Origin of the sequence: Gillisia sp. Hel_I_86 (assembly GCF_007827275.1) — a bacterium.
Taxonomy (GTDB): domain Bacteria; phylum Bacteroidota; class Bacteroidia; order Flavobacteriales; family Flavobacteriaceae; genus Gillisia.
On record NZ_VISE01000001.1, the window covers coordinates 3,954,020 to 3,979,509 of the forward strand.

Annotated in this window: 24 protein-coding genes, 1 tRNA gene and 1 pseudogene; 15 read left to right on the top strand and 11 right to left on the bottom strand. The window is 35.9% G+C overall.

Annotated elements, in window-relative coordinates:
• Nucleotides 1–34 precede the first annotated feature (34 nt).
• Genes JM83_RS17660 through JM83_RS17675 form a run of 4 tightly spaced genes read left to right on the top strand, consistent with a single transcriptional unit; the run spans nt 35 to nt 4,244 of the window.
• Entirely contained in the window at nt 35–1,951 is a 1,917-nt protein-coding gene (locus JM83_RS17660) for a BatA domain-containing protein (RefSeq protein WP_144963408.1), read from the top strand.
• Nucleotides 1,948–3,210, top strand: coding sequence for a dihydroorotase (locus JM83_RS17665; protein ID WP_144963409.1), 1,263 nt, complete (start codon nt 1,948–1,950; stop codon nt 3,208–3,210). The genes JM83_RS17660 and JM83_RS17665 overlap by 4 nt, the downstream gene beginning before the upstream one ends.
• Before the next feature lie 44 nt (nt 3,211–3,254).
• A complete protein-coding gene (locus JM83_RS17670) occupies nt 3,255–3,581 on the top strand; it encodes a DUF4870 domain-containing protein (protein WP_144963410.1) in 327 nt (108 codons plus the stop codon).
• Nucleotides 3,582–3,584: 3 nt separating this feature from the next.
• Nucleotides 3,585–4,244 (top strand): alpha/beta hydrolase, encoded by a 660-nt coding sequence (locus JM83_RS17675; RefSeq protein WP_144963411.1) that lies wholly within the window; start codon nt 3,585–3,587, stop codon nt 4,242–4,244.
• On the opposite strand, the gene JM83_RS17680 is transcribed toward JM83_RS17675, so the two are convergent.
• Nucleotides 4,241–4,738, bottom strand: a complete 498-nt coding sequence (locus JM83_RS17680; RefSeq protein WP_144963412.1) for a hypothetical protein — start codon at nt 4,736–4,738, stop codon at nt 4,241–4,243. The genes JM83_RS17675 and JM83_RS17680 overlap by 4 nt on opposite strands.
• A complete protein-coding gene (locus JM83_RS17685; protein WP_144963413.1) occupies nt 4,738–5,499 on the bottom strand; it encodes an MBL fold metallo-hydrolase in 762 nt (253 codons plus the stop codon). Before JM83_RS17685 ends, JM83_RS17680 begins: the two co-directional genes overlap by 1 nt.
• 100 nt (nt 5,500–5,599) lie before the next feature.
• Between JM83_RS17685 and JM83_RS17690 the strand changes: the two genes are divergently transcribed.
• A complete protein-coding gene (locus JM83_RS17690; RefSeq protein WP_144963414.1) occupies nt 5,600–7,054 on the top strand; it encodes a TonB-dependent receptor in 1,455 nt (484 codons plus the stop codon).
• An 80-nt stretch (nt 7,055–7,134) separates the two neighbouring features.
• Here JM83_RS17690 and murA read toward each other — a convergent pair whose 3' ends face one another.
• The 3 genes from murA to JM83_RS17705 form a co-directional block, all read right to left on the bottom strand.
• Nucleotides 7,135–8,448: a UDP-N-acetylglucosamine 1-carboxyvinyltransferase gene (murA, locus tag JM83_RS17695; protein ID WP_144963415.1), complete on the bottom strand. Its 1,314-nt coding sequence runs from the start codon at nt 8,446–8,448 to the stop codon at nt 7,135–7,137.
• Nucleotides 8,449–8,462: 14 nt separating this feature from the next.
• Complete coding sequence (locus JM83_RS17700) at nt 8,463–9,104, bottom strand: DUF4290 domain-containing protein (RefSeq protein WP_144963416.1); 642 nt, start codon at nt 9,102–9,104, stop codon at nt 8,463–8,465.
• A 122-nt stretch (nt 9,105–9,226) separates the two neighbouring features.
• Complete coding sequence (locus JM83_RS17705; protein ID WP_144963417.1) at nt 9,227–9,520, bottom strand: DUF493 family protein; 294 nt, start codon at nt 9,518–9,520, stop codon at nt 9,227–9,229.
• Nucleotides 9,521–9,602: 82 nt separating this feature from the next.
• On the opposite strand from JM83_RS17705, the gene JM83_RS17710 reads away from it, so the two are divergent.
• From JM83_RS17710 to JM83_RS17730, 5 genes are all read left to right on the top strand, one after another.
• Nucleotides 9,603–10,142: an AAA family ATPase gene (locus JM83_RS17710; protein ID WP_144963418.1), complete on the top strand. Its 540-nt coding sequence runs from the start codon at nt 9,603–9,605 to the stop codon at nt 10,140–10,142.
• Nucleotides 10,143–10,144: 2 nt separating this feature from the next.
• Nucleotides 10,145–12,046 carry an ATP-dependent DNA helicase RecQ gene (locus JM83_RS17715; RefSeq protein ID WP_144963419.1) on the top strand — a complete coding sequence of 634 codons (1,902 nt, stop codon included), beginning with the start codon at nt 10,145–10,147 and terminating at the stop codon, nt 12,044–12,046.
• Nucleotides 12,046–12,993, top strand: coding sequence for a methionyl-tRNA formyltransferase (gene fmt / locus JM83_RS17720; RefSeq protein ID WP_144963420.1), 948 nt, complete (start codon nt 12,046–12,048; stop codon nt 12,991–12,993). Before JM83_RS17715 ends, fmt begins: the two co-directional genes overlap by 1 nt.
• A gap of 185 nt (nt 12,994–13,178) precedes the next feature.
• Nucleotides 13,179–13,451, top strand: coding sequence for an HU family DNA-binding protein (locus JM83_RS17725; RefSeq protein ID WP_144963421.1), 273 nt, complete (start codon nt 13,179–13,181; stop codon nt 13,449–13,451).
• A gap of 118 nt (nt 13,452–13,569) precedes the next feature.
• The gene (locus tag JM83_RS17730; protein WP_144963422.1) at nt 13,570–14,130 is read left to right on the top strand and encodes a YqgE/AlgH family protein; all 561 of its coding nucleotides are present in this window, start codon (nt 13,570–13,572) and stop codon (nt 14,128–14,130) included.
• Here the strand turns inward: JM83_RS17730 and JM83_RS17735 are convergent.
• Both JM83_RS17735 and JM83_RS17740 read right to left on the bottom strand, forming a co-directional pair.
• The gene (locus JM83_RS17735; RefSeq protein WP_144963423.1) at nt 14,127–14,972 is read right to left on the bottom strand and encodes an aminotransferase class IV; all 846 of its coding nucleotides are present in this window, start codon (nt 14,970–14,972) and stop codon (nt 14,127–14,129) included. The two genes, JM83_RS17730 and JM83_RS17735, sit on opposite strands and share 4 nt — an antisense overlap.
• A 57-nt stretch (nt 14,973–15,029) precedes the next feature.
• The gene (locus JM83_RS17740; protein ID WP_034922092.1) at nt 15,030–15,416 is read right to left on the bottom strand and encodes an START-like domain-containing protein; all 387 of its coding nucleotides are present in this window, start codon (nt 15,414–15,416) and stop codon (nt 15,030–15,032) included.
• A gap of 197 nt (nt 15,417–15,613) precedes the next feature.
• On the opposite strand from JM83_RS17740, the gene JM83_RS17745 reads away from it, so the two are divergent.
• Nucleotides 15,614–15,687 (top strand) — tRNA-Met (locus tag JM83_RS17745).
• A 122-nt stretch (nt 15,688–15,809) separates the two neighbouring features.
• Nucleotides 15,810–16,490: an SIR2 family NAD-dependent protein deacylase gene (locus JM83_RS17750; protein WP_144963424.1), complete on the top strand. Its 681-nt coding sequence runs from the start codon at nt 15,810–15,812 to the stop codon at nt 16,488–16,490.
• A 161-nt stretch (nt 16,491–16,651) separates the two neighbouring features.
• On the opposite strand, the pseudogene JM83_RS19665 reads toward JM83_RS17750, so the two are convergent.
• The 4 genes and pseudogenes from JM83_RS19665 to lon all read right to left on the bottom strand — a co-directional run.
• A pseudogene (locus JM83_RS19665) lies at nt 16,652–17,182 on the bottom strand (transposase); the annotation flags it as partial.
• Nucleotides 17,183–17,434: 252 nt separating this feature from the next.
• Nucleotides 17,435–19,261: a 30S ribosomal protein S1 gene (rpsA, locus tag JM83_RS17760; protein ID WP_144963426.1), complete on the bottom strand. Its 1,827-nt coding sequence runs from the start codon at nt 19,259–19,261 to the stop codon at nt 17,435–17,437.
• Between the two features lie 455 nt (nt 19,262–19,716).
• Entirely contained in the window at nt 19,717–20,421 is a 705-nt protein-coding gene (gene cmk / locus JM83_RS17765) for a (d)CMP kinase (RefSeq protein ID WP_144963427.1), read from the bottom strand.
• 193 nt (nt 20,422–20,614) lie between these two features.
• A complete protein-coding gene (gene lon / locus JM83_RS17770; RefSeq protein WP_144963428.1) occupies nt 20,615–23,065 on the bottom strand; it encodes an endopeptidase La in 2,451 nt (816 codons plus the stop codon).
• 217 nt (nt 23,066–23,282) lie between these two features.
• Between lon and JM83_RS17775 the strand changes: the two genes are divergently transcribed.
• From JM83_RS17775 to JM83_RS17785, 3 genes are read left to right on the top strand one after another with little or no spacing between them, the layout of a single operon-like run.
• Nucleotides 23,283–23,846 carry an RNA polymerase sigma factor gene (locus JM83_RS17775; RefSeq protein ID WP_144963429.1) on the top strand — a complete coding sequence of 188 codons (564 nt, stop codon included), beginning with the start codon at nt 23,283–23,285 and terminating at the stop codon, nt 23,844–23,846.
• On the top strand, nt 23,836–24,402 hold the full coding sequence (locus JM83_RS17780; protein WP_144963430.1) for a DUF4179 domain-containing protein: 567 nt from the start codon (nt 23,836–23,838) through the stop codon (nt 24,400–24,402). The genes JM83_RS17775 and JM83_RS17780 overlap by 11 nt, the downstream gene beginning before the upstream one ends.
• The gene (locus JM83_RS17785; protein ID WP_144963431.1) at nt 24,383–25,489 is read left to right on the top strand and encodes a hypothetical protein; all 1,107 of its coding nucleotides are present in this window, start codon (nt 24,383–24,385) and stop codon (nt 25,487–25,489) included. The genes JM83_RS17780 and JM83_RS17785 overlap by 20 nt, the downstream gene beginning before the upstream one ends.
• The last annotated feature ends 1 nt before the right edge of the window (nt 25,490 follow it).

Genomic DNA, 25,490 nt, shown 5'->3' on the forward strand with positions numbered 1-25,490 from the left:
CTGTTTTATATATTTGATAAATAATTAAATATTCATGCAGTTTTATCATCCAGAGGTATTATACGCGCTTGTACTGCTGCTTATTCCAATAATTGTCCATTTATTTCAGCTTAGAAAATTCCAAACCGAATATTTTACCAATCTAAAATTTCTTAAGAAGCTTAGTCTTCAAACCCGAAAAAGCTCCAGAATAAAAAAATGGTTGGTACTTGCAACCAGATTATTGGCCCTCGCTTCCATTATTTTGGCTTTTTCCCAACCTTATTTTCCTTCCAATACTTCCAAAGCCCAAGACGTAGAAACCATAATTTATTTGGATAATTCCTTTAGCATGGAAGCTATAGGTAAAAAAGGAAAGTTATTGGAACGTAGCATTCAGGAGTTATTGGAAAGTAATTTTATGGATAAGAACATCTCTTTATTTACTAATTCCGAAGGTTTTCAGAACATGACTAAAGAAGACCTTCAAAATATCGATTATTCAGGAGATCAGGTGAGTTTCGAAACGGCATTATTAAAGGCGTCCAATAGTTTTTCAAAGGATACTAGTACGATAAAGAAATTTCTTGTAATTTCTGACCTTCAGCAAAATTTAGGGTTCCCAATAGATAACAAGGATTCTGAGATTGATATTTATACATATCAGCTGTCTCCAGAGCGAAAAGAAAACTTAAAGATAGATACTGCATATCTATCTTCTGATGACAGGGACTCCAGAATTTTAAACGTTACTATGAGCAATACTGGTAACAGCTCGCAAAGCACCCCCGTTTCGCTTTATAACAACGATAAACTAATTGGAAAGACCAGTGCGAGTCTGGAGGCAAACAGTTCGGCAAACCTAAAATTTCCAATCAATGATACCGAAATACCGCAAGGGAACATCCAGATAGAAGACAACGGACTGTTATTCGACAATACCCTCTACTTCTCCCTTAATAAAATCTTGCCGATCAAAGTGTGCAGTATCAATCGTGAAAAAAGTGATTTTTTGGCAAGGATATATTCGAGTCCCAAATTCGATTACAGCAGTTTTTTAGATACTGCTATTAATTATAATGCGCTTACCGATGCAGATGTTATCATTTTAAATGAAATCCCAGAGCTTAATGAAATCTTGGCTTCCAGCCTTTCCAAATTGGCATCAAAAAACAAAGTTTTCATCATTATTCCTTCCGCAGAAAATTTGGGATCCAATTTTATTAACTTCACTAAAAAATTAGGGATTTCAGGATTTGACAAACTACAGGAACAAGAGAAATTAATAACAGGAATAAAATTTCAGCATCCAATTTATAAAGGTGTATTCGAGCAACAGGTTAAAAATTTTGAATATCCAAAAGTGCAGATCAGTTATAAATTAAGCTCAGGTTCCAATACCATTCTTTCGCTACAGGATAATCAGCCTTTTTTATTTCAAAAGGGAAATTCATTTATCTTTTCGGCTCCCTTAAATTCAAAAAATTCAAATTTCATACAGTCACCTCTGGTAGTTCCCACCTTTTATAAAATGGCTATTTCCAATATCAATATCCCTCCTTTATACAGTTATTTAGGGAGGGAAAATAAGATCACGGTCCCAATTCCGGTTAATAATGACGAGGTGGTGAAATTGAGTTCAGAAAAAATATCTTTTATTCCACAGCAAAAAAGTTCCGATGGAAAAATAGAAATTACTACCAACGAATTGCCCCAGAGCCCCGATAATTATTCCGTAGAACTAAGAGGAACCCATAAAATGTCCATTAGTTATAATGTTTCCAGGGAGGAAAGCAAGATGGTTTATGAGGATTTAGGCAATGTTAAAAATATACAACAGATCGAGGATCTAAATGAATTCTTTATTTCTGAAGGCTATGTAACCGAAAAGAATACTTTTTGGAAATGGTTTGTTACTTTTGCACTGTTATTTTTAGTTATCGAAACTTTACTTTTAAAATATTTTAAATGAAGCTACTTCTTAAGGCTGCCAAAATAATAGATCCAGGATCTAAATACCATCACAAAAAGGTTGATATTTTAATTGAAGGAGGAATAATTAAAAAGATTGGTGTTAGCTTAAAAGTTAAAAATGTAGATAAAGAGATAGATCTTAAAAACCTCCACATTTCACAAGGTTGGTTTGATAGTAGTGTAAGTTTTGGAGAGCCGGGATATGAAGAACGCGAAACCATTAAAAATGGACTTAAAACAGCTGGGCACAGCGGATTCACCCAAATTGCCCTTAATCCTGGCACCAACCCTGTATTGGATAATAACGGAAGTATCACATCGGTAAAATCCAAAGCAGAGAACAACGTGGTACAATTATTTACCATTGGGGCACTAACCAACAAATCTGAAGGAAAAGATCTTGCTGAACTCTACGATATGCACCAAGCGGGAGCAATTGCTTTTGGAGATTATAAAAAGGCAATTTCCCATCCAAATCTCTTAAAGCTCTCTTTGCTTTATGCTCAAAATTTCGACGGACTTGTACAATCATTTCCGCAGGACGATCAAATTGCGGGTTATGGCCTGGTGAATGAGCACATTAATAGTACTTCCCTTGGGCTTAATGGAATCCCCGCTTTAGCAGAAGAGTTACAGATAATTCGGGATCTTTATATTTTGGAATACACCGGTGGTAAATTACATATCCCAACCATTTCTACTGAAAAATCGGTAAAACTGATCAAAGAAGCCAAAAAGAAAGGACTGGATGTAAGTTGCAGTGTTGCAATCCACAATTTGATCTACACCGATGATGAATTAAAAGAATTTGACACCCGCTACAAAGTTTTACCTCCTTTACGAACCAAGATGGATGTAAAAGCATTGCGCAAAGCAGTTCTGGACGGTATCATAGATATGGTAACCTCAGACCATACCCCGATAGATTTGGAACACAAAAAAGTAGAGTTCGAAAATGCACTTTATGGAACCATTGGCTTAGAGTCGGCTTTTGGAGCACTCTCTACAATTTTCGATTTGGATGAAACCATAAGCCTTTTGACCAAAGGAAGGGCGCGTTTTAAAATTCCGGAAGTAGAAATCAAAGAAGGAAACCAGGCTAATTTCAGCCTTTTTGATCCTGATGGAGAAAGCACTTTCAATAAAGAAAACATACATTCAAGTTCCAATAACAGTATGTTCCTTGACCTAAAGTTAAAAGGAAAGGTCTACGGAATTATAAATGGAAGCAGATCTAGCCTGCCTGTTAAAGGTTAATTGCATAATTTTGCAGCTCATCAATTAACTAAATTAAAAACATCATGGATACTACTACCGAAAATGGAAAAACAGCAGCAATTGTAGCCTATCTCACAATCGTTGGCACCATCATCGCCTATTTTATGAATAACGATACAAAGAACCCATTTGCAAGTTTTCATATAAGACAGGCTTTAGGAATACATATCACCTACTTTCTTTTGGGAGCGTTTGTGAGTATTTTTGACAGTTGGATGGTTTCCTATTCCTTTTGGATCTTTATTATAATTCTTTGGGGGTATGGTTTAGTTACTGCAATTCAAGGAGAACAAAAAGAAGTTCCTTTATTGGGAGCGCAATTTCAAAAATGGTTTAGCACAGTAAATTAAAAAATGACTACAATACCCCTTTCCCTCACCCATCTTGTAAGGCCTTCTTCGTTAACTTCGGGTAAAGCCCCCACACTTATCATGTTGCATGGCTATGGGAGCGATGAAAATGATCTATTTTCTTTTGCCAGCGAATTGCCCGAAGAATTGTTGATAATATCTGCCAGAGCGCCTTATCAGCTTCAACCTTATGGAAATGCATGGTATGCCATAAATTTTGACTCGGTTCAAGGGAAATTCAGTGACAATGAACAAGCAAAGGAATCTCGAGTGGCGATCTCGAATTTTATAGATGAAGTGATTGCCAATTATCCTGTAGATGAAAGTAATATTACACTGTTAGGATTTAGCCAGGGAACTATTTTAAGCTATGCAGTTGGTTTAAGCGAACCTTCCAAGATTAAAAATATAATTGCTTTAAGTGGTTACATTAATACCGAAATTATTACTCCTGAATTCGAAAAGAATGATTTTTCAGGTCTTTCTGTTTATGCTTCCCACGGAAGTCAAGATCAGGTGATCCCTGTAGCTTGGGCAAGAAAAGCTCCAGAACTGCTTAAAGAGTTAGGAATTGAACATACGTATTCTGAATTCCCTGTGGGTCACGGCGTACATCCTCAGAACTTTACGGAACTTAAAAAGTGGTTAGAAGAGCGTCTTTAATCCTGTGGATAGAGGAATGATTTTTCTGTGTTTAGCACCAAATTCTTGTTTTCATCCAATTCGTAAGAGATAAAGATTTCTCCCCAGTAAGTACCATCGGTAAAATCGGCAATGATCCATTTATGGTTTAGGATCTTTACTTTATTAATGCGCATAGCTCCATCCATACCGGCAAAAGGAACTAGATCGTTATCCTCGGCTGCCCTATTTCTACCTATAATTTCATCTTCAATGGCTTTAGATAGTTCTTTAGAATCGATTCCCGAGCGTTCAAAATAAGAAATTGCCTCTTCATTTTCAGCTAAAGAGAAATAATTCAAATTTAAGTTTTCACTTTCCAATTGCTCTTTCTCCTTCTCCAATTCGGCTACCCTATCTTGAAAATTTTCTATTTTTTCCTCTTTCGCATCAAGGATCTTTTTATCGTTCACGTAAATAAAAATCGTGAATAGGAACATGAATATTAATAGATAGGAAATTATTTTACTTCGCATTAAATCGTGATTTTTAAGTTGTCATAGGCCAAAAATACATTTTTCGGCAAAGTTGCCTGGATCTCCTCATGAAATCCCAACATGTGGCTTATATGAGTTAGGTAAGCTTGCGCTGGTTTTACTTCAGCAATAAATGCCAAAGCATCTTCCAAATTAAAATGAGAATGGTGTGGTTCCTTTCTAAGCGCATTTATCACCAAAACCTTTACTCCTTTCAATTTATCTATTTCCGCGGGCTCAATGGTTTTAACATCGGTTAAATACGCAAAATCCTTTAATCTAAAACCAAATACCTGTAACCTGTTATGCATGGCATTTATGGGGGTTATAAGCAAATTTTTAAATTTAAAAGCTTTGTTTTTTATTTGGTTTACTATTACACTAGGAGCTCCGGGATATTTGTTATCCTTGCTCAATATATATTCAAACCGCTTTTTAAGCGATTCTATTACCCTATTATGCGCGTATATTGGAATATCTCCTTGTCTAAAGAAAAATGGCCTGATATCATCTAATCCTGCCGTGTGATCGTTATGCTCATGAGTAAATAAAATCGCATCCAATTTCTCTACACCATTAGATAACATTTGGGCTCTAAAATCTGGACCACAATCAATTAAAATAATATAATCCTCCCATTCTACAAGAACAGAGACCCTTAAACGTTTATCTTTGGGGTTTTCACTTAAACAAACTGGGTGGGTGCTACCAATAACTGGGATTCCCTGTGAAGTACCTGTGCCTAAAAATGTTATTTGCAAGCCTGTTATTTTAAGACAAAAGTAAGTATAATATTTTTTCTACAGACTTCTGTTTTACTACCTTTGCTCCCAGCAACCCTTTTCTTAAAAAGATAAAATTATGCCCATTACCATTATGGGGGATCGTGAGTTTGAAAACGTTCCTTCAATTAAAAGTAAAGCTTTACGAATAAATCTAAATGAAAATATTTACGGCACCTTTGCCGAAATAGGTGCAGGACAAGAAACTGTTAGGAATTTCTTTAGAGCTGGTGGAGCTTCTGGTACTATTGCCAAGGCGATGAGTGCATATGACAAGGATTTTAGTGATGCCATTTATGGGGTGGAAGACGATAAAAGGTATGTTACTGAAGCCAGGTTAAAAAAAATGCTTTCTTATGAGATCAATTTAATTGAAGATAGGATCTCCAGGGAAAAGCATCCAAATAAATTATTCTTTAGTTACGCAAATACTGTTGCTACTATAGATTTTGCCAAGAAATATAAAGGTCACGGATGGATAGGAATCCGCTATCAAGTAGATCCAAATGAAGATTATAACGAGATTAGTTTGCATATACGTTTTCACGAAAACGATGCCAGACTTCAGCAAAACACCTTGGGAATACTGGGCGTAAACCTTATTTATGGCGCCTATTACAAGTACGATAACCCTAAAAAATTATTGAGATATCTTTACGATCATATAGATAAAGATCAAATAGAAATAGATACTATCAACTTTTCTGGACCACGGTTCGAAAAAGTGGATAATAGGTTAATGAGCCTGCAACTGGTGAAAAATGGCATGACCGATGCCGTGATGTTTGCTCCCGATGGAAATAACATCCTCCCTGCCAGAATTCTATATAAAAAGAACATACTCGCATTAAGAGGAAGTTTTAGACCGGTTACCAATGTGAATATGGATATGTATAAACGGTCTTTGGAACTTTTTATACAGGAAAATAAAGTGGAAGAGGAAAATACGGAAGTCATTTTCGAAATCACCCTCTCTAATTTACGTGCAGAAGGAGAGATTGATGAACGTGACTTTATGGATCGTGCCGAGTTACTTTGCTCCTTGGGACAAACCGTAATGATTTCCAATTTTCAGGAATATTACAAAGTAGTGGAATATTTCTCCCGTTATACAAAAGAAAGAATGGGACTTGCCATGGGTGTAAATAACCTCATCGATATTTTTGATGAGAAATACTACCGTCATTTAAGTGGCGGAATCTTGGAAGCCTTCGGGAAACTATTCTTCAAAGATCTTAAAGTATACCTCTACCCTCTTAAAGATCAAGAAACTGGTGAGATCATTAATAGCGAGAATTTAAAAGTACATCCCCGCATGAAGGAATTGTTTAAATTCTTTAAATACAACGGTAAAGTGGTGGATATTGAAGGTTACAATCCAAATGTACTGGATATATTCTCCAGAGAGATCTTGCAAATGATACACGAAGGGAAAACGGGATGGGAAAATATGTTGCCGGAACGTACTGCCAGTATGATTAAAAATCAAAATCTTTTTGGTTATAAAGAGCATTCCCTTCAGGATAAATCTTAATAACAGACACTATGCAAACAAAAAAAGCCGGATAAATAAATATTTATCCGGCTTTTTTTGTTTCAATTAGAACAACTAGATTAATCCAATCGGGTGATCTTAGCGCCAATTGCTCGAAGTCTTTCATCTATATTTTCATAACCTCTGTCAATTTGCTCAATATTATGGATGGTAGATGTGCCATTTGCAGACATCGCTGCGATCAATAAGGAAACCCCAGCCCTAATATCTGGAGAAGTCATGGTAGTTGCTCTTAAACTAGATTTAAAATCGTGTCCAATTACGGTAGCCCTATGTGGATCGCAAAGAATAATTTTTGCTCCCATATCTATTAATTTATCCACAAAGAACAATCTGCTCTCAAACATTTTTTGATGTATTAGAACACTACCTCTCGCCTGTGTTGCCACTACTAAAAGGATACTCAAAAGATCTGGGGTAAATCCAGGCCACGGCGCATCACTAATGTTCATTATAGAACCATCTATAAAATTTTGAACCTCATAGCCATCTGTATGGGCAGGAACAAATATATCGTCCCCCTTTTTCTCGATGGTGATACCAAGCTTTTCAAAGGTTGTGGGGATAAGGCCCAAATTGTCCCAACTTACATTTTTTATGGTGATCTCACTCTTGGTCATTGCTGCCAAACCAATCCATGACCCAATTTCAATCATATCTGGCAAGATTGTATGCTCACAACCTTTAAGGTTTTCTACCCCTTCTATTTTTAATAAGTTGGAGCCCACTCCTTCAATCTTAGCCCCCATAGAATTCAGCATTTTACATAATTGCTGAAGATATGGTTCGCAAGCGGCATTGTATATAGTGGTTTTTCCTTTCGCCCAAACAGCAGCCATAAGAATATTGGCAGTACCAGTTACTGAAGCTTCCTCCAATAACATATAATTCCCGGTAAGGCCGTCTGGAGCTTCCACCCCATAAAACCGCTCTTCCTTATTGTACCTAAATTTAGCTCCCAATTTTACAAAACCATCAAAATGGGTATCCAATCTCCTTCTTCCTATTTTATCTCCTCCAGGTCTGGGAATGTATCCTTTTCCAAATCTTCCCAATAAAGGGCCAACAATCATAATAGACCCCCTAAGGCCACTCCCTTCATTCTTAAAAGCATCGCTTTCCAAATACTCCAAATTTATAGCATCACTTTGGAAACTGTAACTTCCCTTCCCAAGTTTTTCGATTTTAACCCCCAGATTTCCTAGAAGTTTAATGAGTTTATTAACATCTATTATATCTGGAATGTTGTTGATTATAACCTTTTCTGAAGTTAAAAGAACTGCACAAAGAATTTGAAGCGCTTCATTTTTAGCGCCTTGAGGTTGTATGCTCCCACTTAAGGAATGACCACCCTCAATTTGAAAAGTACCCATAAAAGTCTGGTTTTTTAGTAGCGTTTACGTCCGCGTGGATTTCTATTACTTGTAGGTTTTTTAGGCGTATTGCTGTATTTCTTATTACCTCTAAGCAAACTTGCAGCTTCACTAAGATCTTCTTCACTGTTCTTTAAATTGATCTTTCCGCCACTTAATTCTTTTAGATGGTTATAGATCACATCATCATCTACCGTTTCCCTGTTCCAATTTAAATACGATTTCTTCATATGATTGGCGATAGCATATTCCAAAGCATCCTTTAGCTCTCCGTCTTCCCATTTTACAGCCTCATCTATCATTTTTTTGATATTGTTACCGTAAAACCGATATTTCGGAAAATTCTGAGGATACCCCATTGGTTCTGGATGTTCCTCCAAAAGTTCCCTGGAAGGCTTTGGAAAGGGAGAATCCACATCCAATTTAAAATCGCTTATTATAAAGAGTTGATCCCATAGTTTATGCTGAAAATCTGGAACATCCCTTAAATGAGGGTTCATATTTCCCATTACAGCAATAATGGATTTGGCTACTTTGTTGCGCTCCACATCATCCTCAATGGCAACAGCGTGTTCAACCATTTTTTGTAAATGCCGACCATATTCTGGAATGATCAACTTGCTCCTTTCAGAGTTATATTCTAATTCGTACGTCAAAATTGAAATTTATTGGTGACAACTAATTTGGTAGAAATTATACCGATTGCAAAATACTAAATATTATCCAACTGCCCTATGCTGGAAAACAATAAAATAACACAAATTGTTTTGTTTTGGCCTTAAAGCGAAATTACTCCATCTATTTCGTTGCCTACCCGCTTGTATTTTGCAATGACCGAGTCGGGATTGTTCATTCTAACATTAATGGAAACGCTTGTATATTTGCCATTTTTCGACTCTTTGGTATTGATTACCGCTCCCATGTTATCAAAAATAGCATGGATTTGCACGATCTTGGTTTTACTGGTAAGCACAATAAATTTATATAAATACACCGATGGCCAAGAGCTTGTTTCTTCTAATTGGGCTTTTAATTTATTGTAAAAATCTTCTGAGTTTTTCTTTGACTCCATAATTTATTTTCATTCCTTCTTCTGCAAATATACGAGTAATGATTCATTTTTTTTATCGATTACAAATACCGAAATTTACCGCGTGCAAAATAAAAAAATAGTTATTACCGGCGGTCCCGGTACAGGAAAATCTTCTATCATAAATTATTTGGAATCTCAGGGGCACTTTTGCTTGCATGAAATATCCAGGCAAATAACTTTAGAGGCTCAACAACAGGGAATAAAACAGTTATTTCTGGAAAAACCGCTATTGTTCAGTGAGAAACTGTTGCAAGCGAGAATTAATCAGCATCAAGAGGCGGTGCAACTTCCTAGGGGTCAAATATTCTTGGATAGAGGGATTCCAGATGTAGTGGCATATATGGATTATCTGGGCACACCGTATCCGGCAAAGTTCACATTGGCCTGCAAGAATCATAAATACGATAAAATATTCTTATTACCGCCTTGGGAAGAGATCTATACCAGCGATAATGAACGCTACGAATCTTTTGAACAAGCTTTGATTATTCATGAGCACTTAAAAAATTCATATATTACTTATGGTTATAATCCTATAGAGGTACCAAAAGGAACCGTGCTTAAAAGGAGCAGTTTTATAATAAATTCACTTGATGATTAATATTGCAGCAAGCCAAAGACATATTAACTAAGTACTGGGGATTTTCTTCTTTTAAATCTTCACAAGAGGATATCATCACTGCTGCGGAAAAAAATCAGGACATCATCGCGCTCCTACCCACTGGCGGGGGCAAGTCTTTATGTTACCAGATTCCTGCATTGCAAAAAGAAGGGATTTGTATAATTGTATCGCCCCTGGTAGCTTTAATTGAAGATCAGGTTTTGGCATTGCAGGAAAAAGGGATCAAGGCAATGACTATTACAGGAGGGATCCCCTACCCTGAATTGGATACCCTTCTGGATAATTGCATCTATGGAAATTATAAGTTTTTATATCTATCCCCCGAACGCTTACAACAAGATCTGGTTCGCGAACGAATAAAATTAATGCCAGTAAATTTAATTGCTATAGATGAAGCTCATTGCATATCGCAATGGGGCCATGATTTTAGGCCTGCATATTTAAATGTGTCATTGTTAAGGGATTTACATCCCACAATTCCTATAATGGCGGTTACCGCTACTGCTACAAATAAAGTTGTCGACGACATAGTGGAACAATTAAAACTGAAAAATCCTGCTATTTTCAAGAACTCCTTGGAGCGAAAAAATATCCGGTTCAATGTTTTGATTACTGAAGACAAAGAATACCGACTTAAACAGTTGTTACAAGATCAAAATGAAAGTGCGATCGTATATGTAAGGAGCAGGAATGCTACATTAGAGATTAGTGCCCATCTAAAAAAACACGGATATTCTGCAGCGGCATTTCATGGAGGTTTGTCTTCAAAAGAAAAGTCCAAACTATTAAATTCCTGGCTAAAAGAAGAAACTAAGATCATGGTGGCAACCAATGCTTTTGGGATGGGGATTGACAAACCAAATGTGAGAAACGTTATTCATTTAAATTTACCGGAAAGCATAGAAAGTTATTTTCAAGAAGCTGGAAGAGCAGGCCGGGATGGAAAGCCTTCGGTGGCTACCATAATAACCAACAAGAGTGATGTACCGGTATTAAAAAATCAATTTATCAATTCTCTTCCAGATTTGGCCTTTGCTATTTTAGTATATAAAAAACTCACCTCCTATTTTCAAATAGCTTACGGGGAAGGGTTAAATACAGTACATGATTTTAATTTTGCCGATTTCTGTCATCATTATCAGTTAAATAACACAAAAACATATAATACACTTCAATTATTGGATAGGATAAGTATCCTTAAATTATCCCAACAGTTTCAAAAAGCCACCAGCCTTCAATTTATCATTTCAAACAAGCAAGTCCTTTATTATTTAGAGGAAAACCCAAAATTTGATCCTCTAGTAAAGGCGGTCTTAAGGACCTATGGGGGGCTTTTTGACAATAAAGTTCCAATTAACATGGTCTCCATTTACAAGAAAGCAGGGATTTCGGAAAAAGAGGCACTGTCTATCTTAAATACTTTAGATAAGGATAAAATAGTGGATTTTGAACATCAACAGAACGATGCTTCAATCGCTTTTCTGGTGCCTAGAGAAGATGAAAACAGTATCTATCCATTTTCAGAATACATAAAAAATCAATCCATTAACAAAGTTCGAAAAATTGAAGTTTTATTAATGTATGTCGAAAATGACAAGAAATGCAGGAGTCAGCAGTTACTACATTATTTTGGAGAGCAAGATGCCACGAAATGTGGAATATGTTCGGTATGTATGCCGAAAGATAAATATCTTAAAAAGGAATTGATTAGAAGTATTTATGAGGATATTCTGGTTTTACTGAAATTGAATGATGAAAACTCCAGGGCTATTATCGACAAACTTCCATATCAGGAAAAGGCTATTTTAAAAGTAATAGATTTAATGTTGGATAAAGAATTGATTTCTATAACACCAACCAATACATATAAATTAAAGAACTAATGAGAGATCTAAGAATCGTATTTATGGGTACGCCAGAATTTGCTGTCGCCTCCTTAAAACATATAATAGAATCCAAATATAATGTTGTGGGGGTAATTACTGCACCGGATAGGCCGGCAGGAAGAGGAAGAAAATTACAACAAAGTGCTGTAAAGGAATTTGCTGTTGCCTATGGCCTACCCGTATTACAACCCACCAATTTAAAATCTCCAGAATTTTTAGAAGAATTAAAGAGTTTAAAGCCAAATTTACAGGTTGTTGTGGCCTTTAGAATGCTTCCCAAAGTGGTTTGGGAATTGCCAGAATTCGGCACTTTTAATCTACATGCTTCGCTACTCCCTATGTATAGAGGGGCTGCGCCAATTAATTGGGCTATTATCAATGGGGAAACAATTACAGGGGTTTCTACTTTTTATATCGATGAAAAAATAGATACCGGTGCAATGATCCTCCAGAAGGAAATTTCAATCAAACCCAATGATACTGTTGGGGTGCTTCATGATAAATTAATGGATTTAGGTGCCAATTTAGTATTACAAACACTAGCGCTTATAAAAAATGATAAAGTAAAAACTATTTCACAGAAAGAAAGTAAAGGTTTAAAGGAAGCCCCAAAACTAACAAAGGAAAACACTCGAATTGATTGGGGCTTGGATGCCCAAAAAATTCATGATTTCATAAGAGGCTTAAATCCATATCCTGCCGCATGGACACTTATCAAAAATGGAAATCAAGATATGAAGACCAAAATTTATGATATAGGAATTTTAAAGGAATCCCATACTAAGGAGCTGGGAGAAATCGTTCTAGAGAATAATAAACTGAAAGTTGCTGTAAAAGATGGACATATTTTGATCAACGAAATTCAGTTACCGGGGAAAAGAAAAATGAAAACAAAAGAACTTTTAAATGGGTATCAATTTGAAAATGGCGCTAAAGTTCTGTAAAGCCTTATCCACACTGAAATGATGGTTTATTAAAAATAATTAGTATATTTATTAACAATATACCCAAGTTATCAACAAAAACTCGCATTTCCCTTGATATTACTTGCGTGGCTGAGAAATCCACATAAATTTGTAAAGCAAATTAACACAAACGTTTAACCAACAATTAATTTAAAATTGAAATTATGAACAAAACAGATTTAATCGATTCAATGGCTGAACATGCTGGAATTTCTAAAGCAGCAGCTAAAAAAACATTAGAGTCATTCTTAGGAAATGTTGAAAGCTCTCTTAAAAAAGGAGATCGTGTTTCTTTAGTAGGATTTGGTTCTTGGTCAGTTTCTAAAAGAGCTGCTCGTGAAGGTAGAAACCCACAAACTGGAAAGACAATAAAAATTGCTGCTAAAAACGTAGTGAAATTTAAAGCAGGTGCAGATTTACAAAAAGCTGTAAACTAGTTATCGTTTCCCTAGAATAGATAAAACTCTCCTTCGGGGGAGTTTTTTTTTGAATTTATATAACAAATTATTTGAAATTGTTAAATTAATCTTTAGCTTTAATAAAAACTATAGCATTATGATTGCTTTAAAACCAGCGAAAGGTCTTTTATTGGTGGCCGAGCCAACCATTGTTGGAGATACCTCCTTTAACCGCTCCGTGGTTTTGCTCGCTGAACATTCCGAATCTGGTTCTATAGGTTTTATTTTAAACAAAATTCTTGACTTCACCTTAAAAGATCTCATTCCAGAGCTTAACAAAAGTTTTAAAATATACAATGGCGGTCCGGTAGAACAGGATAATCTCTATTTTATTCACAAAGTACCAGACCTCATTCCAGAAAGTATAGAAATTGCAAATGGGATTTATTGGGGTGGCAACTTCGAGGCCGTAAAACAGCTTATTCTAAGCGATAGTATAACAGATAAAGAAATTCGTTTTTTTCTTGGCTATTCAGGTTGGGATTCAGAACAACTTGCCGAGGAACTAAATTCCAATTCTTGGATTATTACTGCTCATCAAGATGCCAAAGACATCATAGAAAGACCATACAGGTCGTTTTGGAAAGATAAAATGATAGAGTTAGGGGGAAACTATATGTTGTGGTCCAATGCTCCCGAAAACCCTAGTTACAATTAGCCCAACCTAGCCTTAACATTTAACTTGGAAAGCACTTCTTTCGCCACTTTATTATTATATTCTTTTTTACGATATTTGGATATTGGTTGAATTCCAACGATCACATTTGAAATAAACAATTCATCTGCTTTTTGAAGCTCAAAAGGAGAAATGCTGGTTTCCTCGATTTCAAGATCCATCATTCTACCCACAACAGAAATTATTTGCTTTCTCGAAATTCCATTAAGAGCACCATCTTTTAAAGGAGGTGTTTTAATCTTATCGCCGTTCACTAAGAAAATATTACCATTTAATGCCTCCACCACCTGCTTGTTCTCATTGATCAGAAGACAGTTCTGATAATCATTTTCTTTGGCAAAAATGCTTCCCAAGACATTAATGGCTCTATTATTAGACTTAATAGTCGAAAGAAGTCCGCTGGTCACATAATAATCTTTAAACAATTCCACTTCGTAAGGTCCTTCATTTAATAAATAGAAAGGATCACTAAGTGTTTCTGAAGTAATAATATATTCTATATCTAGCGTATTCGGTCTATAATACCCACCATGTTTTCTAAAAACCGTAAATCGAATTCTCGCAGGAGAATCAATAAGTCCATTGGCTTTTAACAGCAATAGGATCTCTTCTTCCAAAAATTCAGGAGAAAAATTTGCTGGGATCTCCATTCGCATGATACGCATAGAGGACATTAACCTAAAATAATGATCTTCCCAAAAGATGATCTTTCCATTTATAACCCGCAAAGTTTCAAACACAGAATCTCCATAGGCCAGCCCCCTATTAAAAACTGAAATAGTTGCATTTTTATCTTCTACTAAATTTCCATTGATATTTATCATAAAAAAACCCCGTAATATTTATAAAACGGGGCAAAGGTACTATTTAAAATATAGAAATTAGGACGAACCTAGGATCTGTTTTAAGTCTGAAATCATGTTTTCCCAAAGCATCTTCCCTTCTTCTATCTCATCTTCTTCAGCAAAATCTGTGATCATTATAGAAACATCCTTTGTGATCTCATCTACCTGAATTCTGATTTCGAAAAAATATGGGGACTCCTCGTCTTCCAACCATCTAAATTTTATGCGTTCACCATTTTTCTTGCTTAGGAGTTTTGCTTTTTCTTCAGATTCGTTCCAAATGAAGGTAAAAAATTCCCCACGAGAATTTACATTGTCCGCATACCACTCGCTAAGACCAGAAGGTGTTGAAATATATTGATATAATAACGAAGGGGAAGCTTGTATTGGAAACTCCATTTCGTACTTAACTTTATCTTCCATGCTGCTTTAATTAGATTTTGGGCAATATATATATTAATTGCTAACCTTGAAAGAAAACAAATTAAATATTTCGTAAAATAATGCTTGTGCTAAAACAAATAGTTTTTATATTTGCAGCCGCAAACTTTGAGGTTGAAACCCTTATTATTAGTAGTCATTTTACTAATCTATTTGTTTGCAATTGAAATACGAATTTTGGCGAGGTAGCTCAGTTGGTTAGAGCGTCGGATTCATAACCCGGAGGTCACGAGTTCAAATCTCGTTCTCGCTACTTAAACCGATCAGAATATAATTTCTGATCGGTTTTTTTATTCTCTTAATTTTCTTTCCTGTTTTTTAATTATATCTTAATGCTTAATTTCCTGAGATTTCAGATTTTAATTCATTTTTAAAATGCAGCATATAGTTATTCTTACCGGCGCCGGAATTAGTGCAGAAAGCGGTCTTAAAACTTTTCGCGACTCCGATGGGCTTTGGGAAGGATATGACATTATGGAAGTCGCCTCGCCTGATGGTTGGGATAGAAACATGGAAAAAGTATTAGATTTCTACAATCAACGCAGAAAACAATTATTACAAGTGTCTCCAAATAAGGCTCATAAAGCCTTGGTAAAATTGGAAACTAAGTACAAAGTTAGTATTGTTACCCAAAACATAGACGATCTCCACGAGCGAGCGGGAAGCTCTAGGGTAATTCATCTCCATGGAGAATTATTAAAGGTACGGAGTACTTTTGATGATGATTTAATCTTGGATTGGAAAAATGATTTAAAAACTGGAGATTTTTGTGAGCATAATCATCAGCTCAGGCCGCATGTAGTTTGGTTTGGTGAGGCTGTACCTATGTTTCAAAAAGCAGTAAAGCTTGTGGAAAATGCAGATATATTAATTATTGTTGGAACTTCTATGCAGGTTTATCCAGCTGCTGCACTTTTAGATTACTTGGATAATGTAACTCCAATTTATTTTATAGATCCTCAACCTAATATTTCTTCAGCTAAAAACCTAACTATTATTGCTGAAAAAGCCACCAAAGGGCTTGTAAAATTAGCAGAAGCACTTATTTCTTCCTAATTGCTATTTCAAAAAAAACATATGTAGTCAAATAACTTGATGATTTTAATTTTACCAAAAAATAATCTTCGAAGCAATCCCCCGAGGGATTACATTGGAGAAGATACAACTGGTCGTTTTGCGTAACCCTTTTTATCCTTGCTTTTATCAAGGTCCTAGACTTATATGGTCAATTTGAGGATCCTCGAGTTTCACGGTGAAAATTGCAAGTGCGCCTTGCATCTGCGTATTATTGATGCCATATGCCATGGCATGATGGTACCCATGAACGTTCTTTAGTTCACTGTTTTTGACCTCGATCTTATAGCGGTGTTTCGATTTTTCTTTATAATATTCGGATTCCTGAAATAGCATTTGTTCTTGGTGCAAACTTGATTTTATCGAGACCGGGTGGCTTTTGGCCTTGGCACCTAGCTTATAACACCCATCCATTATTGGGCAAGTCTTGCATTTCATTTCCCTATGTCAAAAAAAATAAGGATCTACATGGTTCGTGCCACTATCCTTTTTCCCTTGCCATGCTTTTCAGATGGCCAGGTGTCCGCCTGGCACACGAACCTATCGACGTCTTTCTTACAATCGAACCTATCCCCTGCCTTTCTATAGCCTTGTATGATAGTGGGGTTCAGCTGTGCCACTATCTTTATGGTGTTGTTGTCTTTGCCTCTGAGTTTAAGGTCTTCCTTACCGGACTAGGCGCTATCTTTAGGTACGATTAAATCATATAGATCTGAATACGCACTTAATTGAATTTTTTGCTGCTGTAACAACATACTTAAGTCGTTGTTGACCAACTTATAATATACTGAAAATGGAGCGAAAACACTACGGTTTCCGCTCCATTTTGGTCATTTTGAAAAAACTTTTTTGAGGGACTTTTTCAGTGCCCTCTTAAATTAAGGAAGCTTTTTCTTTTAAGCTTAAAAGTGAATGGTATTAAAAGCCTACGCCTTCCCTTCCATTTTGTCTTTTAAGGCTTGAAGATCTGCATTTACATCACCAATAGTGGTTTTCTCTGTGTTTTGAGCAGCTTTTTTAGCAGCTTGTTTCACGATTTTTTGCTCTTCTTCTTTATGTACAGCCATGTGTGAAGCTACCACCCTCTTAAATTCTTTATTGAATTCAATAATTTGGAACTCCGCAGACTCACCTGCATTTAATTTCTTACCATCTTCTTTTTCAAGGTGACGTGTAGGAACAAATGCAGTAATATCCTCATTAAAATCTATAGTCGCACCTTTGTCAACTATTTCAGCTATCTCTGCAGTATGTGTGGTACCTACAGCAAATTCAGTTTCATATTTGTCCCAAGGGTTGGATTCAGTTTGTTTGTGACCTAAACTTAATTTACGGCCTTCCACATCTAATTCCAATACAACCACTTCCAAGGTATCACCTACGTTGGTAAATTCAGATGGATGCTTGATCTTCTTGGTCCAAGAAAGGTCAGAAATATAAATAAGTCCGTCTATTCCTTCTTCCAATTCTACGAATACACCAAAGTTTGTAAAGTTACGTACAATACCTTTGTGTTTAGAACCAACTGGATACTTAGAAGTAATATCTGTCCATGGATCTGCGCTTAATTGCTTGATACCAAGGGACATTTTACGATCTTCACGATCTAAAGTCAAGATTTGAGCTTCAACCTCATCCCCTACTTTTACGAAATCCTGAGCAGAACGTAAATGCGTGCTCCAAGACATTTCAGAAACGTGAATAAGTCCTTCAACTCCTTCAGCAACTTCAATAAACGCTCCGTAATCTGCAATTACAACTACTTTTCCTTTAACGTTGTCTCCAACTTTAAGGTTTTCGTCCAATGCTTCCCAAGGATGTTTGTGTAATTGTTTTAAACCTAATTGAATTCTAGTCTTAGCTTCATCGAAGTCTAGAATAACAACATTCAATTTCTGGTCTAATTCAACTATTTCGTTTGGATGGTTAATACGAGACCAAGAAAGATCTGTAATGTGCACCAATCCATCAACTCCACCAAGATCTACGAATACACCGTAAGAAGTAATATTCTTAACAGTACCTTCCAATACTTGACCTTTTTCCAGTTGACCAATAATTTCTTTTTTCTGCTCTTCGATATCTGCTTCGATAAGCGCTTTATGCGATACAACAACGTTCTTAAATTCGTGGTTGATTTTCACAACTTTGAATTCCATTGTTTTGCCTACATAAGCATCGTAATCCCTAATTGGCTTCACGTCGATCTGAGATCCTGGCAAGAATGCCTCGATTCCAAATACATCTACGATCATACCACCTTTAGTACGACATTTAACAAAGCCGTTTACTATCAATGCTTCATCATGTGCTTTGTTCACACGATCCCAAGCCATGATCACACGAGCTTTACGGTGAGAAAGGATCAATTGACCTGTAGCGTCTTCACGTACATCAATTAATACTTCAACCTCATCTCCAACTTTAAGATCTGGATTGTAACGGAATTCGTTTAAAGAGATAACTCCTTCACTTTTCGCGTTGATGTCGATAATCGCGTCACGATCTGTGATATTGATCACTCTTCCTGTAGTTACTTCATCATCTAAAGTATCTACAAAATTTTCGGCTACCAACTTCTCAAACTCTTCCAACTTGGTATCATCTACAGGATCTATTCCTTCTTCGTAGTTGTGCCAGTTAAAGTCTTTTAAGAATTGCTCAGGATTTTCCTGTTGTGCAGACGGAGCCGCTTTGGTTTGAACTTCAGAGCTAGACTCTTGAACTTCTGGATTTTTTGTTTCTTCAGCCATTGCTGATGTAATATTTGTATTCTGGGTTCTTTATGGAAATTTCAGATAATTAAACACAGAAGTGATTATATATTTGATTTTCAGCCCTTTTCTTTTTCCATTTCTTTATCTAAAAAGGAGTGCAAAAATACGTATTATTTTCTGTAATACAAAAGGCTGAAACTAAATAAAATAAGAACTTTTATATCAGTTTATAAAAGTGGATTTTTTATAAAGAATAATGTTAAATTTATAGTAAAAATATATGTTTACTAGGGATGTCAGGTTGAGCGGAGTCGAAACCTCTTTTTTAAGCTAGAAAGTTCTCGACTTCGCTCGAACAGACAAAATGAGATATTTTAAATGCTTGGAAATCAACCGAGAAAATAATAAAAATTGAAAGTAATTATATACAGTCCCTTTTAAATCCTTTTTCGATGAATATGTGCAGAAATTCCTAATATATAAGAGATTATTTAGTGGTTTACAGTATCGATTGCTGCTTTTGCCAATTGAAGTACTTTCTGAAATTGCTTTTCGATATTCCAAGCTGAATTATCGATCTCAATAGCATCTTCTGCCTTTACTAATGGAGAATCTTTTCGGGTAGTATCCAAATGATCCCTATCTGTTACATTCTTTAATACCTCCTCATAATTCACATCTTGCCCCTTCTCCTTCATCTCTTTAAAACGGCGTTGTGCTCTTTCTTCTGCCGTAGCTGTCATAAATATTTTGAGTTCGGCATTCGGGAAGACAACGGTACCAATATCACGACCATCCATTACCACTCCTTTTTCCAATCCCATTTCTTGCTGTTGCGCTACTAATTTTTCACGAACTTCTGAAATAGCCGCTACCCTACTCACATAATTTGAAACCTCAAGTGTTCTAATTTCATCTTCAATGTTTTCATCATTTAAGTAGATAGCTGCAAAGCCCAACTTTTCATCAAAAATGAATTTTAAATTTAGAGATGGTAGATCTTGAATCAAGCTTTTTACATTAAAAGTGTCTTTTAATATATATCCTTTTCGCATTGCATATAAGGTGATTGCGCGATACATTGCGCCAGTATCTACATATACATAACTTAATTCTTTGGCCAATTGTTTTGCTACGGTGCTCTTTCCTGTGGAAGAAAACCCGTCTATCGCAATGGTGATTTTATGATATGTCAAGCTTGTAGATTTAATATAAGTGATTTTTGTTTTATATAATAAATTTCAAAAAAAGAGAGCTTACCTGAAAAGTAGTTCTTCGTCAAGCTGAACTTGTTTCAGCTTCTATTGAAAATTAACACTTCAATTTAAGAAGATCCTGAAATAAATTCAGGATGACGTCTTTGATAATTTTCAGGTAGGTTCTTAAAACCTATAATTCTTTTGGATTCTTCACTTTATCTTGAGTGAGCGCGAGATCTATTACATCTTTCATCTCCTTCACATAATGAAAAGTAAGCCCTTTTAAATAATCTGCTTTGATTTCATCGATATCCCGTTTGTTGTCTTCACAAAGGATGATCTCCTTTATTCTAGCTCTCTTAGCAGCAAGAATCTTCTCTTTAATTCCTCCAACAGGTAATACTTTTCCTCTTAAAGTGATTTCCCCAGTCATTGCCAGACTTTTCTTGATCTTGCGCTGAGTGAATAACGATACTAATGATGTAAGCATAGTAACTCCTGCACTTGGACCATCTTTTGGGGTTGCTCCTTCCGGCACGTGAATATGAACATTGTATTTCTCGAATACTTCAGGGTCTAAATCCAGCATTTCTGCATTTGCCTTGATATATTCCATCGCTATAGTAGCAGATTCCTTCATCACTTTCCCGAGGTTTCCGGTAATATTTAAATTTCCTTTTCCTTTAGAAAGAATAGATTCTATAAATAGAATATCTCCACCCACACTCGTCCAAGCCAAACCTGTCACTACTCCGGCAACTTCGTTATTTTCATATTTATCGCGTTCCATTCTAGGGCTTCCAAGAATTTCGATGATATTTTGGTTGCTTATTTTTATAGAATATTTTTCCTCCATCGCAATATTTTTGGCTGCATAGCGCACCATTTTTGCGATTTGTTTCTCCAATCCTCTTACTCCGGATTCTCTGGTATAACCTTCAACAATTTTCTCTAACTGCGCCTTTCCTATTTTAATATGTTCTTTGGTAAGTCCATGCTCTTTTAATTGCTTTGGCAATAAATGCTGCTTTGCGATCTCTACCTTTTCTTCGATCGTATATCCCGTAACATTAATGATCTCCATACGATCCCTCAAAGCAGGCTGAACAGTACTTAAACTATTTGCGGTAGCAATGAACATCACTTTAGAAAGGTCAAATCCCATTTCCAAGAAATTATCATGGAACTCACTATTCTGTTCTGGATCCAAAACCTCCAATAATGCTGAAGATGGATCTCCATTATGACCGTTAGATAACTTATCTATTTCATCCAACACAAAAACAGGATTGCTGGTTCCTGCTTTTTTAAGACTCTGAATAATCCTACCCGGCATAGCTCCAATATAGGTTTTTCTATGCCCTCTTATTTCTGCTTCATCACGCAAACCACCTAATGATATACGAACATACTCTCTACCCAAAGCTTCTGCAATAGACCTACCTAAAGAAGTTTTACCAACTCCCGGAGGTCCATATAAACAAAGAATTGGAGATTTCATATCATTACGCAGCTTTAAAACTGCTAGATATTCAATGATACGTTCTTTTACATCATCCAAACCATAATGATCTCTATCCAAGATCTTTTTAGCTCGTTTTAAGTCGAATTTATCTTTGCTGAATTCATCCCAAGGAAGATCTAGAAAAAGATCTAAATAGTTCCTCTGAATGGAATATTCTGCAACCTGAGGATTCATTCGCTGCATTTTAGCAAGCTCTTTCGTAAAGTGCTTTTCAACCTTCTCGTCCCATTTTTTATCTTTAGCACGAACGCGCATTTCTTCCATCTCATCTTCATTAGTAGCACCTCCCAATTCTTCCTGGATGGTTTTCATTTGCTGATGAAGGAAATATTCCCGCTGCTGCTGACTCATGTCGCTTTGTACCTTGCTCTGGATCACATTTTTAAGTTCCAGTTTCTGGTTCTCAACGTTCATGAATTTTAAAGTATCCAGCGCTCTGGTCTTCAAATTATTGGTCTTCAATAATTTCTGCTTTTCCTCAACACTTAAATTCATATTGGAAGAAACAAAGTTGATCAAGAAAGAAGGGCTATCAATATTTTTTATAGCAAAGGAAGCTTCAGATGGAATATTGGGGCTCCCTTTAATTATCTGCAAAGCCAGATCTTTAATAGATTCTGTAATAGCTCCAAATTCCGCGTTCTTAACATCTGGTCTAACTTCCGGTACTTCTTCTACAGCAGCGGTCATATAAGGTTTTTCAGAAATAACCTCCTTTATTTTGAACCGCTTTTTCCCCTGGATGATCACCGTAGTGTTACCATCGGGCATTTTTAGGACCCTTAGAATCCTTGCTACTACTCCGGTTTTATAAATATCATCTACTCCGGGATTTTCGACATCTTCGTCTTTTTGGGCAACAACCCCTATTACTTTATTTCCGCTATTTGCGTCGTTTATCAACTTTATAGAAGTATCTCTTCCTGCCGTAATTGGAATTACAACACCTGGGAATAATACAGTATTTCTTAAAGGTAATATTGGTAATATTTCTGGGAGTTCTTCTTTATTTATTTCCTCTTCGTCTTCTGGGGTCATTAAAGGAATTAACTCTGCATCTTCATCGATTCCTTGAAATGACAAACTGTCAATATTTAATAATTTAGATTTAGCCATATCTTTATTTAGGTCAAACTGTCACTACAGTTTATTATTTATATCTACATACAATCTTCTGCAAAGGTTTAATCCTACTGCCCCTGTACGTAGCGGGTATTATTTTAACTTGTTATTTCAATTGTTGTGCCAGCTAAAAGAAATGAATCTTTTTTTCAAAAACTGTAACAATTTAAAAACAAAGGTATCTTTATAGTAGGAGCCTAATAGAAATTTCTTGACACCAACCATTACCTATACAGACGATTTGATTGTACGTTGCCAGAAACAGGACCAGCGAGCACAATTGGAAGTATACAAAAAATACTATAAAGCAATGTACAATACGGCTCTTAGAATTGTAAAAGATACTACGGAAGCTGAAGATATCATGCAAGAGGGGTTTATCAAGGCATTTTCTAAAATAGATACATTCCAAGGGAAATCAACTTTTGGGGCCTGGATCAAGAAAATTGTAGTAAACCTTAGCATCAATGCCTATAACAAGAAAATAAAATATACACAGGTAGCGTATAATGATGAATTTAGGAATGAAACAACTGAAACAGATATAATAGGCATAACTGAAGAAGAGGAAAATAAATGTAAAATTCAACATATTTTAAAAAAGTTCGAATTCCTTAAAGAAAATTATAAAGTCATTCTTACGCTTCATTTAATTGAAGGATATGATTATGACGAAATATGCGAGATCCTAAAACTAAGCCCTGCCAATTGTAGAACAACCATCTCTAGAGCAAAAGAACAACTAAGAAAAATAATATCAGAAAATGAAAGATGAAGAATTATATAAGCTCTTTAGTACAGCGAACTGCGATCTTGAAGAGCCCGAAACTGGCCATGAAGAACGCTTTCTCTCTAAATTAAATGAGTCCCGAAATCTAAAAACCTCAAGAAATGAAAGTCTTGTAAGGCCCTTATGGACATCTTGGATAGCCGTTGCAGCGAGTATTGTATTTGTAATACTAATTGCCGGAAGTTTTTTAAACACGAACATTCTTGCCAAACCTGCAGATCTTGCTGCGGTTTCTCCTGAAATGAAAGAAACACAAGAGTTTTATACAAAAGCTATTAGAGCTGAACTCCAACAGGTGAACGCTTCCAAATCTCCTGAAACAAAAATAATTATTGATGATGCCTTGGTACAATTGGAGCGATTGGACAAAGAATATAAAAAATTGAGAGTAGATCTTTCTAACAGTGGTAAGGATAAGCGGGTAATATTCGCAATGGTATCCAACCTACAACAACGTATAGATCTATTAAATACCGTTTTGACCCAAATTGAAGAAATTAAAGAACTAAAAAACAACAAAAATGAAAGCACTATTATTTAACATATTAATTTTTGCGGTGATGTATCCTGCAATCCCGTTTGGCAGTGGGGACGATGCCTCATTAAATAAATTATCTGGCAAGCACACCAAAGAGAAAAAAATCTCCAAATCTTATAATGTAGCTGCGGATGCTTTACTGACGATTGATAATAGCTACGGAAATATAGATGTCTCTACTTGGAACCAAAATAAAGTTCAAATTGAAGTAATTATTAAAGTAAATGGGAATGATGAGCAAAAAGTGAAGGAAAAGTTGGATGAGATCAATGTGAAATTCGACCAGTCTTCTGAAGGGGTTTTTGCCAAAACTTATTTTGATGAGGATAAGAGGTCATGGTGGAATATGATCTTTGGAGAAAACAACAATTTAAATATGGAGGTTAATTATTTCATTAAAGCTCCAGTTACAAATAATGTACAGCTTATAAATGATTACGGAAATATCTACTTGGATAAATTAACCGGGAATGCAAAAATAAATTGCGATTATGGAAGCATTGATATTGGTGAATTGTTGGGAAATAGCAATCATATTAATATCGATTATTCCCGAAATAGTCACATTGGAGTGGTGAAAAATGCGGTTATCAATGCAGATTATTCTGAATTTGAAGTAGAGGACGCAAAAACCTTGGATATCAATGCAGACTATACCCAAAGTAAAATCCGCAAAGTGGAATATTTAAAATACAATGGGGATTATGGAAGTTTAAGTGTAGATAAGGTTAGAAAACTCGAGGGCAATGGGGATTACGTGAGTACCAAGATTGGACAAGTTTATCAATCTTTGGATCTTGATCTGGATTATGGGAGCGCAGAGATCAATAAGATCATGAAGGGAGCCGGAAATGTGAAGATCAAAACCACTTATGCTGGGGTTAAACTAGGCTACGCAATGGATCATCCTTTTAATTTCGATATCCAGTCTTCTTATGGAGGTATAGATGGAATGGAGGGTTTAGAGGTTCAAAATAAAAATGTTGAGTCCACCAAAAAAAGCTATTCGGGCTACCATCTGGAATCTGGGAACCCTGGCAATATTGTTATAAGAAGCACCTATGCAAGAATCACATTACAAAAAAGATAAA

Excerpts from the sequence above, each read along its gene's own strand:
- rpsA (WP_144963426.1), bottom strand. The coding sequence starts at position 19,261 with ATGGCTGAAGAAACAAAAAATCCAGAAGTTCAAGAGTCTAGCTCTGAA.
- JM83_RS17740 (WP_034922092.1), bottom strand. The coding sequence starts at position 15,416 with ATGGAAGATAAAGTTAAGTACGAAATGGAGTTTCCAATACAAGCTTCC.
- fmt (WP_144963420.1), top strand. The coding sequence starts at position 12,046 with ATGAGAGATCTAAGAATCGTATTTATGGGTACGCCAGAATTTGCTGTC.
- JM83_RS17670 (WP_144963410.1), top strand. The coding sequence starts at position 3,255 with ATGGATACTACTACCGAAAATGGAAAAACAGCAGCAATTGTAGCCTAT.
- JM83_RS17735 (WP_144963423.1), bottom strand. The coding sequence starts at position 14,972 with ATGATAAATATCAATGGAAATTTAGTAGAAGATAAAAATGCAACTATT.
- JM83_RS17750 (WP_144963424.1), top strand. The coding sequence starts at position 15,810 with ATGCAGCATATAGTTATTCTTACCGGCGCCGGAATTAGTGCAGAAAGC.
- JM83_RS17660 (WP_144963408.1), top strand. The coding sequence starts at position 35 with ATGCAGTTTTATCATCCAGAGGTATTATACGCGCTTGTACTGCTGCTT.
- murA (WP_144963415.1), bottom strand. The coding sequence starts at position 8,448 with ATGGGTACTTTTCAAATTGAGGGTGGTCATTCCTTAAGTGGGAGCATA.
- JM83_RS17705 (WP_144963417.1), bottom strand. The coding sequence starts at position 9,520 with ATGGAGTCAAAGAAAAACTCAGAAGATTTTTACAATAAATTAAAAGCC.
- JM83_RS17675 (WP_144963411.1), top strand. The coding sequence starts at position 3,585 with ATGACTACAATACCCCTTTCCCTCACCCATCTTGTAAGGCCTTCTTCG.
- JM83_RS17665 (WP_144963409.1), top strand. The coding sequence starts at position 1,948 with ATGAAGCTACTTCTTAAGGCTGCCAAAATAATAGATCCAGGATCTAAA.
- JM83_RS17680 (WP_144963412.1), bottom strand. The coding sequence starts at position 4,738 with ATGCGAAGTAAAATAATTTCCTATCTATTAATATTCATGTTCCTATTC.
- JM83_RS17785 (WP_144963431.1), top strand. The coding sequence starts at position 24,383 with ATGAAAGCACTATTATTTAACATATTAATTTTTGCGGTGATGTATCCT.
- JM83_RS17780 (WP_144963430.1), top strand. The coding sequence starts at position 23,836 with ATGAAAGATGAAGAATTATATAAGCTCTTTAGTACAGCGAACTGCGAT.
- JM83_RS17725 (WP_144963421.1), top strand. The coding sequence starts at position 13,179 with ATGAACAAAACAGATTTAATCGATTCAATGGCTGAACATGCTGGAATT.
- lon (WP_144963428.1), bottom strand. The coding sequence starts at position 23,065 with ATGGCTAAATCTAAATTATTAAATATTGACAGTTTGTCATTTCAAGGA.
- JM83_RS17730 (WP_144963422.1), top strand. The coding sequence starts at position 13,570 with ATGATTGCTTTAAAACCAGCGAAAGGTCTTTTATTGGTGGCCGAGCCA.
- JM83_RS17690 (WP_144963414.1), top strand. The coding sequence starts at position 5,600 with ATGCCCATTACCATTATGGGGGATCGTGAGTTTGAAAACGTTCCTTCA.